The organism is Burkholderia sp. AU44665 (assembly GCF_030504405.1).
In the GTDB taxonomy this organism is placed as follows: domain Bacteria; phylum Pseudomonadota; class Gammaproteobacteria; order Burkholderiales; family Burkholderiaceae; genus Burkholderia; species Burkholderia semiarida.
In genome coordinates, this window is sequence record NZ_JAUJRI010000008.1 from 82608 (window position 1) to 96180 (window position 13573).

At 65.4% G+C, this 13573-nt stretch carries 14 protein-coding genes and 1 pseudogene; 5 read left to right on the forward strand and 10 right to left on the reverse strand.

Annotated features, from left to right (window positions below; translation table 11 throughout):
• Positions 1-5 precede the first annotated feature (5 nt).
• Complete coding sequence (dctA, locus tag QZM15_RS18320) at positions 6-1334, reverse strand: C4-dicarboxylate transporter DctA (RefSeq protein WP_302106967.1); 1329 nt, start codon at positions 1332-1334, stop codon at positions 6-8.
• Between the two features lie 34 nt (positions 1335-1368).
• Positions 1369-2292, reverse strand: a complete 924-nt coding sequence (locus tag QZM15_RS18325) for a LysR family transcriptional regulator (RefSeq protein WP_302107065.1) — start codon at positions 2290-2292, stop codon at positions 1369-1371.
• Between the two features lie 249 nt (positions 2293-2541).
• On the opposite strand from QZM15_RS18325, the gene QZM15_RS18330 reads away from it, so the two are divergent.
• The 5 genes from QZM15_RS18330 to QZM15_RS18350 all read left to right on the forward strand — a co-directional run bounded on the left by QZM15_RS18330 (position 2542) and on the right by QZM15_RS18350 (position 7622).
• Entirely contained in the window at positions 2542-3441 is a 900-nt protein-coding gene (locus QZM15_RS18330) for a LysR substrate-binding domain-containing protein (protein ID WP_104013333.1), read from the forward strand.
• Positions 3442-3597: 156 nt separating this feature from the next.
• Positions 3598-4347 carry an SDR family NAD(P)-dependent oxidoreductase gene (locus QZM15_RS18335; protein WP_302106968.1) on the forward strand — a complete coding sequence of 250 codons (750 nt, stop codon included), beginning with the start codon at positions 3598-3600 and terminating at the stop codon, positions 4345-4347.
• A gap of 74 nt (positions 4348-4421) precedes the next feature.
• Positions 4422-5747, forward strand: coding sequence for an MFS transporter (locus tag QZM15_RS18340; RefSeq protein ID WP_302106969.1), 1326 nt, complete (start codon positions 4422-4424; stop codon positions 5745-5747).
• Positions 5748-5781: 34 nt separating this feature from the next.
• Complete coding sequence (locus tag QZM15_RS18345; protein WP_302106970.1) at positions 5782-6627, forward strand: transketolase; 846 nt, start codon at positions 5782-5784, stop codon at positions 6625-6627.
• Positions 6624-7622 carry a transketolase family protein gene (locus QZM15_RS18350; RefSeq protein WP_302106971.1) on the forward strand — a complete coding sequence of 333 codons (999 nt, stop codon included), beginning with the start codon at positions 6624-6626 and terminating at the stop codon, positions 7620-7622. The genes QZM15_RS18345 and QZM15_RS18350 overlap by 4 nt, the downstream gene beginning before the upstream one ends.
• Before the next feature lie 67 nt (positions 7623-7689).
• Here QZM15_RS18350 and QZM15_RS18355 read toward each other — a convergent pair.
• The 8 genes and pseudogenes from QZM15_RS18355 to QZM15_RS18390 form a co-directional block, all read right to left on the reverse strand.
• Positions 7690-7926, reverse strand: a pseudogene (locus QZM15_RS18355) (hypothetical protein); the annotation flags it as partial.
• A gap of 155 nt (positions 7927-8081) precedes the next feature.
• Complete coding sequence (locus QZM15_RS18360; RefSeq protein WP_226289135.1) at positions 8082-8507, reverse strand: Hsp20/alpha crystallin family protein; 426 nt, start codon at positions 8505-8507, stop codon at positions 8082-8084.
• A gap of 39 nt (positions 8508-8546) precedes the next feature.
• Entirely contained in the window at positions 8547-8990 is a 444-nt protein-coding gene (locus tag QZM15_RS18365; protein WP_059577984.1) for an Hsp20/alpha crystallin family protein, read from the reverse strand.
• A 335-nt stretch (positions 8991-9325) separates the two neighbouring features.
• Positions 9326-9517 (reverse strand): hypothetical protein, encoded by a 192-nt coding sequence (locus tag QZM15_RS18370; protein WP_059637432.1) that lies wholly within the window; start codon positions 9515-9517, stop codon positions 9326-9328.
• 245 nt (positions 9518-9762) lie between these two features.
• Positions 9763-9957, reverse strand: a complete 195-nt coding sequence (locus tag QZM15_RS18375; RefSeq protein WP_302106972.1) for a hypothetical protein — start codon at positions 9955-9957, stop codon at positions 9763-9765.
• A 114-nt stretch (positions 9958-10071) separates the two neighbouring features.
• Entirely contained in the window at positions 10072-10386 is a 315-nt protein-coding gene (locus QZM15_RS18380) for a hypothetical protein (protein ID WP_060967021.1), read from the reverse strand.
• Positions 10387-10518: 132 nt separating this feature from the next.
• Positions 10519-12564, reverse strand: coding sequence for a transketolase (gene tkt / locus QZM15_RS18385; protein WP_302106973.1), 2046 nt, complete (start codon positions 12562-12564; stop codon positions 10519-10521).
• A 421-nt stretch (positions 12565-12985) separates the two neighbouring features.
• Positions 12986-13492, reverse strand: coding sequence for a DUF2726 domain-containing protein (locus QZM15_RS18390; RefSeq protein ID WP_302106974.1), 507 nt, complete (start codon positions 13490-13492; stop codon positions 12986-12988).
• Between the last annotated feature and the right edge of the window lie 81 nt (positions 13493-13573).

Here is a 13573-nt window from a genome sequence, read left to right on the forward strand (position 1 = left end):
TGGCGTCAGACCGCCTTCCCGTCACCGCCGCCGTTCGCGGCGGCAGCGTCTTCATCGGCCGCGTCCGCCGACGCCGGCCCGGCCACGGCGAGCCGCCGCACCAGCCGCGTACGATCACACGCGCCTTCCCACGACGACACGAAAATCACCGCGCACGCATTGCTGATCACGCTGGTCAGCGCGCGCGCCTCCGACATGAAGCGATCGATGCCGACCAGCAGCGCGACGCCGGCGACGGGCAGGTCGGGCATCATGGCAAGCGTCGCGACCAGCGCCACGAGCCCGCTGCCGGACACGCCGGCCGCTCCCTTGGACGTGAGCAGCATGATCGCGAGCATCGTCGCGATCTGCGGCGCGGAAAGCGGGATGTCGCACGCCTGCGCGATGAACAATGCCGCGAGCGTCAGATAGATCGCGGTACCGTCCAGATTGAACGAATAGCCGGCCGGCAGCACGAGTCCCACCACGCCCTTGTCGCAGCCGAGCGCTTCCAGCTTGACGATCAGGCGCGGCAGGACCGGCTCCGTGGACGAGGTCGCGAGGACGATCAGCAACTCCTCGCGCAGGTAGCGCAGGAGCCGCCACAGCGCGAAGCCGTGCAGCCGCGCGAGCGGCGCGAGCACCAGCGCGACGAACAGCACGCAAGCCACGTAGAAGCACACCATCAGCTTCGCGAGCGAGCCGACGGAGCCGATGCCGAAGCGGCCCACCGTGAACGCCATCGCGCCGAATGCGCCGAGCGGCGCGAGCCGCATGATCATCGCCAGCACGCGAAAGACGACCTGGGCGATGCCGTCGATCAGCGCAAGAACGGGCCGGCCGGCGCGCGGGTGCGCATTCAGCGAGAAACCGAACAACAGCGACAGCAGCAGCACCGGCAACACTTCGCCGGTCGCGAATGCGCCGAGCATCGTGTCCGGAATCACGCCGAGCGCGAACGCCACGAGGCTGCGTGGCTCCGCATGCCTCGCATACGGCGCCAGGATGCTCGCATCCAGATGATGAACGTCGATGTGCATGCCGGCGCCCGGTTGCAGCACGTACGCGGCGGCGAGCCCGAACGCGAGCGCGGCGGCCGTCAACAGATAGAAGAGGGCGAGCGCCCGCACGATCGTGCGGCCGATGGCCCGCCCGTCCGACAACGACGTGATGCCCGACACGATCGTGCAAAAGACGATCGGGGCGATGGTCATCTTCACGAGCGCGACGAACGCGTCGCTGAGCGGCTTGAACATCGCGCCTGCGGCCGGCCACGCGTGACCGATGCCGATGCCGAGCATCATCGCGAGCAGGACCTGCACGTAGAGCGATTTGAACAGCAGGGCCCACCTCACGATGCCGTCTTCCTTCGTTTGCGTGCCGTCGTCGTCATGCCGATGTGCCGTTGCCGGCGGCGGCGGCGCGCTTCGCGTCGACGATCATCCGGTGAAACGCCTCGGCGGCCGGCGTCAGCGAGCGCCCGCGCCGTTTGACGATGCCCACGCGCCGTTTCACGGCCGGCTCGACGAGCGGCACGCTCGTGAGGACAGGGTGGTCATGCCCCGGCATCGCCATCGACGGCACCGCGGCGACACCGAGCCCCGCCTCGATCAGGCCGAGCAGGGTCGTGACGTGGCGCGCCTCGCACACGCTCGGCTTACGCGGCGCGACGGCCGCCAGCGCCTGGTCGAGCAGCAGGCGGTTACCGGAAGTCTTGTCCACCGACACGTAATCGTGCTCGTAGAGTTCGCTCCAGGTCACGCGCTTCCGGCGCGCGAGCGGGTGGTCGCGACGACAGGCGGCGACGAACCGTTCCTGGAGCAACACCTTGAACTCGATCTCGGCCTCCTGGCTGCCGAGGAAGCTCACGCCGAAATCCGCCTCGCCGCTGATGACGGCGCCGAGCACGTCGTTCGCGCCGGCGTCGAGCAGTTTCACCCGGATGCGCGGAAAGCGCTGATGATAGCGGGCGATGATGGGCGGCAGGAAGTAGTAGGCGACCGACGGCACGCAGGCGATCGTCACATGGCCCAGGCGGCTCGACGACACGTCGCGGATGCCGAGCAGCGCGGCGTCGAGATCGTCGAGCAGTTGTTCGGCGCTCTGCGCGAACACGCGGCCGACGGTGGTGAGCGCGACGCGGCGCGTGGTGCGCTCGAAGAGTCGCACGCCGAGCGCGTCTTCGAGCTTGTCGATCCGGCGGCTCAACGCAGGCTGGGAAAGGTTGACCGTATCGGCGGCCTTGCGGAAACTGCCCGTTTCCACCACCGCGCGAAACGCCTGCAAGTCCGTCAAATCGAAGTTGATGCTCACGGGTGAATCTCCGCCACTCAGGATGCGCAGCATTTTGCATGATTCCGCCGGCATCATGCGTGCGGCGTCGCCCGTGCGGCGGCGATCGCGCGGCGTGGGGTGCCGCCGGGCCGGCCACGATGCCGAGGGCCGCGCCGCGAATCGATCGTTCCGCGCCGCTTCCTGATGTACCGTATCGCTTTTGGCCGGGCAATGCTTCGGCGCGGCGCCGGCCACTCGGGCGAGCCGCTCTCTTCAACGGATTCCAGCATGCGCATTCCACCGCTCAAGGCCATCATCGCGTTCGAAAGCGTCGCCCGGACCAAAAGCGTCAACCGCGCGGCGGAAGAGCTCGGCCTGACCGCGTCCGCCGTGAGCCATCAGCTCAGCAACCTCGAATCGCAGATCGGTCAGCCGCTGTTTCAGCGCGCCGGGCGCGGCCTCGTCCTCACGCCGACCGGCGAGCGCTATCTGGCCGACGTCACCGGCTCGCTGGCCGACCTGAGCCGCGCGACCGAGCGCGCGTCGAGCCGCACGGAAGTCGATATCCTGCGCGTGCATTCGAGCCCGAGCTTCGGGCTGATGTGGCTGCTGCCGCGACTGTCGTCGTTCCAGGAGGCGAACGGCGATATCCAGCTGAACCTCGCGTGCTCATACGAAAACGTGTCGTTCTCGAATGGCTTCTACGACATCGACGTCCGGCACGGCTACGGCAACTGGGACAATCTCGAGGTCCGGACCGTGCGCGGCGAATTCATCGCGCCGCTCGCGTCGCCGCGCTATCTCGAACGGCATTCGGTGAACGCGCCGGAAGACCTGCTCGCGCATCGTCTGATCTATTCCGAAACGCCGCTGGTCCAGTGGAAACAGTGGTTCGGGCGGACCGGCGTCCCGCTTGCGGCCCAGAAGACCTTCGATTTTTCGTTCGACCGTTCATACATGTCGCTCGAAACCGCCGCGCTCGGCCTCGGCATCGCGCTCGAAAGCCTGATGCTCGCGTCGGTGAAGATCCGCGAAGGGCTGCTGGTGCCGGTCTTCGGCGCGGCCCACGCGGTCGAAGTCGGCGCGCATCATCTCGTGTACCCGCGGCAGAACGCGGAACTGCCGCGCGTGAAGCGCTTCCTCGCCTGGATCGAGCGGGAGGTCGCCGCTCACGAGCGGGCGGATTGAACGACACGTCCGGCGGCCCGCCCCCGATATTGCGGTGCAGCACCGGCAGCCGGCCGATATCTGAAATTTTCTCAACTATGGCTGAACGTTTCCGCGTTGATGCGGGTGCCCGGTGAGCCGACACTCCGGACAACACATCAACACAGGAGACAAGCGATGTTGCTCGACAACCAGGCCATCATCGTGACCGGCGCCGCGTCGCCACGCGGTATCGGCAAGGCCACGGCCCGCGCGCTGGCCGCGCAGGGCGCACGCGTGGCGATCCTCGACCTTCGCCGCGAAGACGCGGAAGCGGCCGCCGCCGAACTCGGCCGCGACCATCTCGGCCTCGCATGCGACGTCACCGACCGCGACGCATGCGTGGCGGCCGCCACCGCGGCGCTGGAGCACTTCGGCCGCATCGACGGCCTCGTGAACAACGCCGGCATCACGCAGCCCGTGCGCACGCTGGATATCTCGGCGCGCGACTTCGATGCGATCGTCGACGTGAACCTGCGCGGCACGCTGTACATGTCGCAAGCGGTGCTGCCCGCGATGAAGGCGCAGCGCGGCGGCAGCATCGTCTGCATGTCGTCGGTCTCCGCGCAACGCGGCGGCGGCATTTTCGGCGGGCCGCACTACAGCGCCGCCAAGGCCGGCGTGCTCGGCCTCGCGAAGGCGATGGCGCGCGAATTCGGCGCCGACCGGATCCGCGTCAATTCGATCGCGCCCGGCCTGATCCAGACCGACATCACCGGCGACAAGCTGACGCCCGACATGCGCGAGGACATCATCAAGGGCATTCCGCTCGGCCGGCTCGGCGATGCCGCCGATGTCGCCAATGCGTGCCTGTTCCTGCTGAGCGACCTGTCGAGCTACCTGACGGGCGTCACGCTCGACGTCAATGGCGGGATGCTGATTCACTGAGAACGGCGTCGCCCGATAAGCGGCGCCGACCATCATGCACCCGGGACAACCCGGGGCCATGGCAGGAGACAGACATGAGAGCAAAGTACCCCGCGCCGCCGGTTCAGGGCGAGACGCTGCAACGGGACGACGCGCAGACCTTCGAGACCGCCACGTACGCGAAGGTGGCGCGCAGGCTGATCCCGTTCCTGATGTTGTGCTACCTCGGCGCGTATCTCGACCGCGTCAACGTCGGGTTCGCGAAACTGCAGATGCTCAACGACCTGCGTTTCAGCGAGGCCGTCTACGGCATGGGCGCGGGCATCTTCTTCCTCGGCTATTTCGTGTTCGAGGTGCCGAGCAACCTGATCCTGCATCGCGTCGGCGCGCGCCGCTGGCTCGCGCGCATCATGCTGACGTGGGCGGTGATCTCGGCGAGCTTCGTGTTCGTCAAGTCGCCCACCGCGTTCTACGCGCTGCGGTTTCTGCTCGGCGTCGCCGAAGCGGGCTTTGCGCCGGGCGTGATCCTGTACCTCACGTACTGGTTCCCGTCCGCGCGGCGCGCGAAGGCGCTGTCGCTGTTCTTCATGGCGATTCCGCTCGCCGGGATCGTCGGCGGGCCGCTGTCGGGCGCGATCATGCATGCGCTGCACGGCGCGATGTCGCTGGCCGGCTGGAAGTGGTTGTTCCTGCTCGAGGCACTGCCGTCGTTCGTGCTGGGCTTCGCGATCCTGCTGTATCTCGACGACGGCATCGCCGGCGCGACATGGCTGACCGACGCCGAAAAGGCCTTGCTCGCACGCAACGTATCGGCCGACGCCGCGCACACCACCGCCCATGCATCGATCCGTACGTTCGTCGCGGACCGTCGCCTCTGGCTGATGGCGGCGATCTACTTCTGCGTCGTGCTCGGGCAATACGGCCTCACGTTCTGGCTGCCGACGATCATCCGCAAGGCCGGCGTGGCTGATCCGCTGTGGGTCGGCCTGCTGACCGCGATTCCGTATGCCTGCGCGATCGTCGCGCTGCCGCTGATCGGCATCAGCGCGGATCGCCGCCGCGAGCGCCGTTTCCACCTCGCGGTGCCGATGCTGGTCGCGGCGGCGGGCTTTGCGACGTTGCCGATGCTCGGTAGCGTCGGCGCGTCGATCGTATGCCTGAGTATCGCGTCCGCCGGCATCCTCGCGTCGTCGTCGCAGTTCTGGTCGCTGCCCACCGCATTGCTGGGCGGGATGTCGGCGGCAGCCGGCATCGCCGCGGTCAACTGCTTTGCCAACCTCGCGGGTTTCTTCTCGCCGGCGATCGTCGGCTGGCTGAACGACCTGACCGGCAAGTCGACCGCGGGACTCGTGTTCATCTCCATCGCGATCACGGCCGGCGCGCTGCTGGTGTTCCTCGTGCCCCGATCCGTCAACCGCTGATTCGATTCGTATTCCTTCCCACATGGAGATATCGATGGATACCGAAACCATTCATGAACCGGTCACGCTCGCCGAGCGCGCGTACCGCATCCGAAGAAATGCCGTGCTGATGGGCGAAGTGCAGGGGCAGGGCTATGTCGGCCAGGCGCTCGACATCGCCGACGTGCTGGCCGTCGCGTATTTCGGCGCGATGCGCTATCGCGCCGACGATCCCGAATGGGAAGGGCGCGACCGCTTCCTGCTGTCGAACGGGCACTACGCGATCGCGCTGTACGCGGCGCTGTTCGAAGCTGGCATCCTGCCGGCCGCTGAACTCGAAACCTATGGCAGCGACGACAGTCGCCTGCCGATGTCCGGCATGGCGAGCTACACGCCCGGCATGGAAATGTCCGGCGGCTCGCTCGGGCAGGGGCTGACGATCGCGGTCGGCCGTTGTCTCGGCCTGAAGCGCAACGGCTCGGATGCGTTCGTCTATACGTTGTTCTCGGACGGCGAGCTCGACGAAGGCGCGATCTGGGAAGGGCTGATGTCGGCCGCGCACTGGAAGCTCGACAACCTGATCGCGATCGTCGACGTGAACAACCAGCAGGCCGACGGCCCGTCGACCCAGGTCATGGCGTTCGAGCCGCTGGTCGACAAGCTGGAGGCGTTCGGCTGGTACGTGCAACGCGTGGACGGCAACGACATCGATGCGGTCAAGCGCGCGTTCGGCCACGCGCGCCGGCATCACGCGCCGCAGCCGCGCATCATCGTCTGCGACACGAGGATGGGGTGCGGCGTGCCGTTCCTCGAAGCACGCGAGAAGAGCCATTTCATCCGGGTCGATGCGCACGAGTGGCAACTCGCGCTCGATGCACTCGAAGCAGGGAGACACGCATGAGCACCGTCGACAACAAGCCGCGCCTGAAGACCTCGGCGATGATCGCCTCCATCGCGGCGGAAGGGCAGGCGACCCGCGCCGCGCCGTTCGGCCATGCGCTGACCGAACTCGCACGCACGAACGGCAACGTGATCGGCATGACGGCCGATCTCGGCAAGTACACCGACCTGCACGTCTTCGCGAAGGCATTTCCCGAGCGTTACTACCAGATGGGCATGGCGGAGCAATTGCTGATGGGCGCCGCGGCGGGATTTGCGCACGAAGGCGCGCAGCCGTTCGTCACGACCTATGCGGTGTTTGCAACGCGCCGCGCGTACGACTTCATTCATCAGGCGATTGCCGAGGACAATCTCGATGTGAAGCTCGTCTGCGCGCTGCCGGGGCTCACGACCGGCTACGGGCCGAGCCACCAGGCCGCCGAGGATCTCGCGCTGATGCGCGCGATGCCGAACATGACCGTGATCGATCCGTGCGACGCGCTGGACATCGAGCAGATGGTGCCGGCCATCGCCGCGCACAACGGGCCGGTGTATGCCCGTCTGCTGCGCGGCAACGTGCCGGCCGTGCTCGACGAATACGATTACCGTTTCGAACTCGGCAAGGCCAAGCTGCTGCGCGACGGCAACGACGTTCTGATGATCTCGTCCGGCATCATGACGATGCGTGCGCTCGAGGTCGCGAAGGCGCTCGAAGCCGACCGCGTCGACGTCGCCGTGCTGCACGTACCGACGATCAAGCCGCTCGACACGGCGACCATCCTCCGCGAGGCCGCGCGCAAAGGGCGCATGGTCATCGTCGCGGAGAACCATACGGCGATCGGCGGGCTTGGCGAAGCGGTGGCGACCACGCTGCTCGGGGCCGGCGTTACAGTGCCGTTTCGGCAGATCGCCCTGCCGGATGCGTATCTCGCGGCGGGCGCGTTGCCGACGTTGCACGAGCGGTACGGGATCTCGGTCGGCGCGATGCGAGCGACTATCAGGTCGTGGCTCGGATGATGGGCCGACCGTCCTGGCGTCGCGTGCGCCGTTCGCGATCCGAATCGCTGCTTGACCCGGCTCGATTACGTCTGACATACCGGTCCGACACGACGGACCGTCGCTGGATCCACGCGACCGCGAGTTCGAGCGCCTGGTCGCATGCTTCGCGGGTATCGGCGAAGTCGCCGTCGACGCCGAGCGTCCGGGTTTCCCCGTCGCGATCCGTGAGGATCGCCGCCGCCGAGTAGCGGCCCGTCTCCGTGTCGGTCACCACGGCCCGGACCTCATATCCGCCATGTTCGAGCGTCCTGTTGGTATGCATCGGGTGCCTCCTGCAGGAAAATTCGACAGGTGTGACGACGCGCTGGCGCCGCCGCGAAAGCGGGGCGCCAGCACTTCATGCCGCAAGCGCAAGCGCGGGATGCCGGCAAGCGTCGCGGGTCGCGCCGGTCGATGAAACGCGGCCGGCGCGTCCGCTTATGCCGCCGTCACCTGGATGCGCCGCGGCTTCGCTTCTTCGCGCCGCGGGATGCTCAGTTTCAGCACGCCGTCGCGCAGTTGCGCGTCGATGCGCGACACGTCGAAGTCCGGGCTGAGCGTAAAGGCGCGCGAGAAGTGCGGATGCTGCACTTCGCCGTGCTGCAGGCGCAGCCCCGGTGGCGTCGGAATGACGGCCTCCGCTTCGATCGCAAGGCTGCCGTCATGCACGCGGACGTCGAGCTTTTCGCGCGGCACGCCCGGCAAGTCAGCGTACAACGTGATGCCGTGCGTATCCTCGACGATGTCGACGGCTGGCGCAATCCGCGTGCGCGGCGTGTCGCGCCGAGCCGGTTCGCGGCTCGCCACGGCCGTCCCGGTATCGGCCGAACGGGTCGTCAATTCAGTCGTGTTGGTGTCACTCATGATGTCCTCCGTCATGCGTTCGTGACGTTGCGCTGTTGTTTACTGGACGGTAATCGCCCGCGGCTTCGATGCTTCCGACTTGCCGACGGTGATCGTCAGGCAGCCGTTCGTATAGCGGGCCTCGATCTTGTCGGGGTCCGCATGCGGCGGGAGTTCGACCACGCGGCGGAACGCGCCCATGAACCGCTCGTTCGCGTAGACGCGCCGCTCGTCGTCGGCCGTGGCGCCGTCCGGGGGCGTGCGCTCGCCGCTGATCGTCAGCAGCCGGCGATCGACCGAGATGTCGATCTTCGCGGGGTCGAGACCCGGCGCGAACGCGACGATCTCGACCGTATCGTCGGTGCTGCCGATATTGACCGGTGGAAACGCACCGGGCCGCGGGGCGCGCAGGCTGGCCGGAAAACCCGTGAACATGCCGGCCATCTGCCGTTGCAGGCGGTCGAATTCCGCCAGCAGATCGGAGGGGAAGAAGATATCGCTCATGACTCGCTCCTGTTGTACCCCTGCGGGGGATGAACCGGACCACGCGCTCCAGTTCGTCCATCCGCGATGAGGGTCGCTGACTAACAAATCGAAACACGCAGCGCGTAAACCGCGACTGCCTTGAGCGATACCTAAAATAGGATGCGTCGCGCGAATTTCAAGAGGTAAGCGCACGCGATCCGCATGTAGTCGGTCACGTGGCGCGTAGCCGGCTCGCTGCCGCGCATTGGCGGCTGGTGGAGAGAGCGGGCACGGAGAGGAAGAAAAGGCGGAATTTGCAACGCATGCGAATGGACGCGGCGGCGTGGCTACGCCGTCGCGCCGGTTTCGTGCGCTCAACGCGCCGGGCCCGACGGCGGCTTCACTTCGGAGAGGTCGTCCTCGCGAACCTCGGCCTGACGCACCGTGGTACCGTCGTCGCCGGTTTCGGAAATATCGGTTTCGAAGGTCGACTGCCCGTCGTCGGGTTTCTGGGCAGGTTTCGCGTCGCCGTCCTGTTTGTCCGGCTGTTGCTGTTGACGTGTCATTTTGCGCTCCTTGTCGCAACGGGGAATGTTGCGCACCTAGCAGTGAGCAAGGCGCGGGCCACGCGCATGCGGATCCCGACCCGAGCGGTACGGCCCCATTCGTTGTCGCCGAAAATTGACGCCGCTGGGCCAGGGACTGCTGCCGGCGATTACGTCCATCGTGGAGGTCGGGTCGCGCCTGCTCCTTTCCGGCCACGCGGCGCGAGCCGCACGGCGATCACCCTGGCACGCCGCCACCGCGCGGGCTATTGCGCCCCCGTCGTCCGCATCCGCTTCGTATTCGGCAACGGCGCGTGCTGCATCGGCCCCTTGACGAGTTCGCTCATCGCGTCGCGGATCCAGCGGTTGGCCGGCTCGTGATGAAAGCGCGGATGCCAGTGCAGATAAAGCTCGTACGTGGACGCGGCAGTCAGATCGCGGTGCTGGCAGGGCTGCGGCATCGCTTCTAGCGTACGAACGGCGCGCACCGGCCTGCGCGCGTGCCGATCCGGACAGTATCGTCACGACGATCCGTGAACGAATCGCCGTGTACGACATCACGCCCGAGCCACGCTTTACGCGTCTTTCAGCCAGGGCATTTCCACGGGCGACACGACCAGTTGCCGGAATTCGCGTTTCAGATCGAAGATAAATCCGACCAGGATCATCGAGTCGGCGTAAGGAATCGGAAAGACCTGCGGATTTTCCGGCGTACGCAGCGGGCGCTCCGGCGTGTCCGCCGTCGCCGCGGCGTTTTCGCGAACGCTTTCCAGGTCGTCTGCCATGGCCGGGCCGCCGACTTTCAGCACGCGGCTACGCAGGTCGCTGAAGGGTTCGATGCGCGCGGCGTCTTCGTGGTACTCGGGAACTTCATAAACGAACCAGGACATTGTCGTCTCCCATGAGAAGGGGCGCTATTCTAACGCTACGCGAGAATCCACCGAAAATGGAGGCCGCCCACTTCTCCAGGCATGTCTACGCGCCCTGCGAAGTCATCGCATCTCAGGCGGATCGCGGCAATGTCACGCTTCGGATAACGTCTGATGCGCCGCGCGAACAACCGCGTCGACCGTAATGTCGAACTTGTCGTACACGTCCTTGATTTTCCCGGACTCGCCAAAGCTGTGCATTCCGACGAACCGGCCTTGCGGACCGATGTACCGCTCCCATCCCAGTTCGACGGCCGCCTCGACCGCGACTCTCGCAGGGGACGTGCCGAGCACGGCCCGTTGATAATCGCGTGGCTGTTCCTCGAAGAGCAGGCGGCACGGCATCGATACAACGGCTGTCGGCACTCCTTCCTGTTGCAGGATGTCGCGGGCCTGGACGGCGAGGTCGACCTCCGAACCTGTCGCGAGCAGCGTGAGTCGGCGCGGCCCGCCATCGGCCTCCCGCAAGATATAGGCGCCCCGCGCCGACTTGTTTTCGTTTCCAGGCTCGTTGCGCAGAAGCGGCACCGGCTGGCGCGACAATGCGAGTAGTGCAGCCCGGCGGGGCTGTTCGAGAATCAGCTCCCAACACTCTGCCGTTTCGACCGGATCGGCCGGCCGGTAGACGGCGAGTTGGGGAATGGCCCGAAGGGCGGCAAGGTGTTCGACGGGTTGATGAGTCGGGCCATCTTCTCCGAGACCGATGGAATCGTGCGTCATCACGAAGATGGATCGCACCCGCATCATCGCGCTCAACCGGATCGCCGGACGGCAGTAGTCCGAAAAACACAGGAAGGTGCCACCGTACGGAATGAGGCCTCCATGAAGCGCGATGCCGTTCATGGCCGCGGCCATGCCGTGTTCGCGCACGCCGTAGTGGAGGTATGAACCTATGAACCGGCCGGGCTCGATCGCGATCTGGTTCTTCGTCCTCGTATTGTTGGACTGCGTCAGATCCGCGGAGCCGCCCAGCAATTCCGGAATCGCGTCGACGAGATGATCGAGCACCGCACCGCTGGCCTTGCGGGTGGCCATTGCACTGCCACTGGCAATAAATGCCTGCCGTGCCGCCGCGATCGCCGCCTGCCAGTTATCCGGAAGCTTTCCGGCATTGCGCCGGTCGAATTCGGTGCGTAGCGCCTGCGGCGCCGCGCGGACACGCTCGTCCCACGCGAGTCTCGTCTTGCGGCCGCGCGCGCCGATCTGCCGCCATGCTTTCAGCAAGTCATCCGGGATTTCAAACGGCGGCGAATGCCAATCGAGGGCCTGGCGTGCGCCCGCGATTTCATCCTCGCCCGGCGCATCGCTATGGGCTTTCTCGGTTCCAGCCTTCGTCGGAAAGCCGAACCCGATGATCGTCTTGCATGCGATCAGGGTCGGTCGGTCAGGCGTTGCGCGGGCGGTCGCGATAGCGTTCCGGATCGCATCCGTGTCGTGACCGTCGATTTCCAGGACGTGCCATCCCGCCGAGTGAAAGCGCTCGATCTCGTTGTCCGAGACCGCGAGCCGGGCGGCGCCGTCGATCGAAATCGAATTGTTGTCCCAAAACGCGATCAGTCTGCCCAGCCGGAGGTGGCCGGCCAACGAAATGGCCTCGTGGCTGATGCCTTCCATCAGGCAACCGTCACCGAGAAATACGTATGTGTAGTGATCGACGAGATCGTCGCCGAAGTGCGCATTCATCACGCGCTCGGCCAACGCCATGCCGACGGATTCCGCGATGCCTTGTCCGAGGGGACCGGTAGTCAGTTCGATTCCGTCGGCGTGCGAGTACTCCGGATGCCCCGGCGTTTTGCTGCCGACTTGCCGGAACCGCTTCAGCTCGTCAATGGTCATGTCGGCATAGCCGGTGAGATAGAGAAGGCTGTAGAGCAGCATCGACGCGTGCCCGTTTGAAAGGATCAACCGGTCGCGATCGATCCAGTGGGGCGCCGATGCATCGAATTGCATGAACTCCTTGAACAGGACCGTCGCGACGTCGGCCAGCCCCATCGGCGCACCAGGATGGCCGCTGTTGGCTTTCTGTACTGCGTCCATGGTGAGGAAGCGGATACAGTTCGCCAACGCGCGAAGATGGGGGTCTCGTGGGGACGGTACTGCTTTTGCAGCCGTCCCGGAGTTTGCGGTGGGATCGCTCATCGGTTCTCCTGTCTTGGTCGGGAAAGACGAGGCTGCGGTGCAATATGCATACCTTCTCGACGGGGATGAGGTCTATGGCTTGTTTGGGATTCGACCCTTTTAAATTGATAAACAGCATTATGTCAAGTATTCTGGCTATGCTTGGGCGCGCGATCCGTGCAGCCAAGGCAGCCTTTCGCGCGGCATTTCCTCGACCTGCAACAAGCTAGCAGGTCCAACACCTCACGCCTCGAAACGCCTGCCTCAAGCAGGCGTTTTTTTTGAACCGCGATTTGACGATACACGCGCCGACGACGTGCATCATGCAGCCCTCGACGCGTGTTGCGAATATGCCAGTACAGATTCCGTATCTCGCCGACCACCGCCGCCAACTGAGATCCCGACAACGGCTCACGTTCCCACAATTCCAATTGAACCATAGCTAGGCGACACGCCTCGCGCTACCCGTCGCCAACGCATCCAGCGACTCGAAATCACGTCGCAAAACGGCCGCGTCCGTGCCAACACTCCGATATCGCACCACACGCAAACCAGCAGCGGCCGCAATATCGTCTTTAACAGAGTCACGACGACGTGCGCTCCCCGACGCATGCGACTTGTCATCCAACTCGATTACGTACAGTACGTCCCCGTCCGCGCGACATACCACGAAATCGAAAATCTTTCGGTCGAACGAATTTCGCGCCGAGCGGTTCGCCCCCTCAACATCAATAAGCGCAGCCATAGCCACCTGCGAATGAATCACCGCATCAGGAAGCGCCGCCCGTAACGCGCCGAAAAATTGAAACTCCCGAGCCGTCATGAGCCGACGACGAATGTAACGCACAGAACCGTCGCGTCTAGGACCGCTGGCACCTTTCTTAGCGCCACCAGCCATAAAAAGAAGCGCAACCAGACCGACCACTAAAATCGGAAGCAATCCGTGCATACCCACCCCGACAAAAAACACGAATGTCCGCCATTTAAGCAAACACTACCAACAAACTGTTGCAATCTGTTACGTTGACTT

What these genes read in the sequence shown, in the direction of transcription:
- QZM15_RS18330 (WP_104013333.1), top strand. Translation starts at nt 2,542, where the DNA reads ATGCGCATTCCACCGCTCAAGGCCATCATCGCGTTCGAAAGCGTCGCC.
- QZM15_RS18335 (WP_302106968.1), top strand. Translation starts at nt 3,598, where the DNA reads ATGTTGCTCGACAACCAGGCCATCATCGTGACCGGCGCCGCGTCGCCA.
- QZM15_RS18340 (WP_302106969.1), top strand. Translation starts at nt 4,422, where the DNA reads ATGAGAGCAAAGTACCCCGCGCCGCCGGTTCAGGGCGAGACGCTGCAA.
- QZM15_RS18345 (WP_302106970.1), top strand. Translation starts at nt 5,782, where the DNA reads ATGGATACCGAAACCATTCATGAACCGGTCACGCTCGCCGAGCGCGCG.
- QZM15_RS18350 (WP_302106971.1), top strand. Translation starts at nt 6,624, where the DNA reads ATGAGCACCGTCGACAACAAGCCGCGCCTGAAGACCTCGGCGATGATC.
- QZM15_RS18360 (WP_226289135.1), bottom strand. Translation starts at nt 8,507, where the DNA reads ATGAGTGACACCAACACGACTGAATTGACGACCCGTTCGGCCGATACC.
- QZM15_RS18365 (WP_059577984.1), bottom strand. Translation starts at nt 8,990, where the DNA reads ATGAGCGATATCTTCTTCCCCTCCGATCTGCTGGCGGAATTCGACCGC.
- QZM15_RS18370 (WP_059637432.1), bottom strand. Translation starts at nt 9,517, where the DNA reads ATGACACGTCAACAGCAACAGCCGGACAAACAGGACGGCGACGCGAAA.
- QZM15_RS18375 (WP_302106972.1), bottom strand. Translation starts at nt 9,957, where the DNA reads ATGCCGCAGCCCTGCCAGCACCGCGATCTGACTGCCGCGTCCACGTAC.
- QZM15_RS18380 (WP_060967021.1), bottom strand. Translation starts at nt 10,386, where the DNA reads ATGTCCTGGTTCGTTTATGAAGTTCCCGAGTACCACGAAGACGCCGCG.
- tkt (WP_302106973.1), bottom strand. Translation starts at nt 12,564, where the DNA reads ATGAGCGATCCCACCGCAAACTCCGGGACGGCTGCAAAAGCAGTACCG.
- QZM15_RS18390 (WP_302106974.1), bottom strand. Translation starts at nt 13,492, where the DNA reads ATGCACGGATTGCTTCCGATTTTAGTGGTCGGTCTGGTTGCGCTTCTT.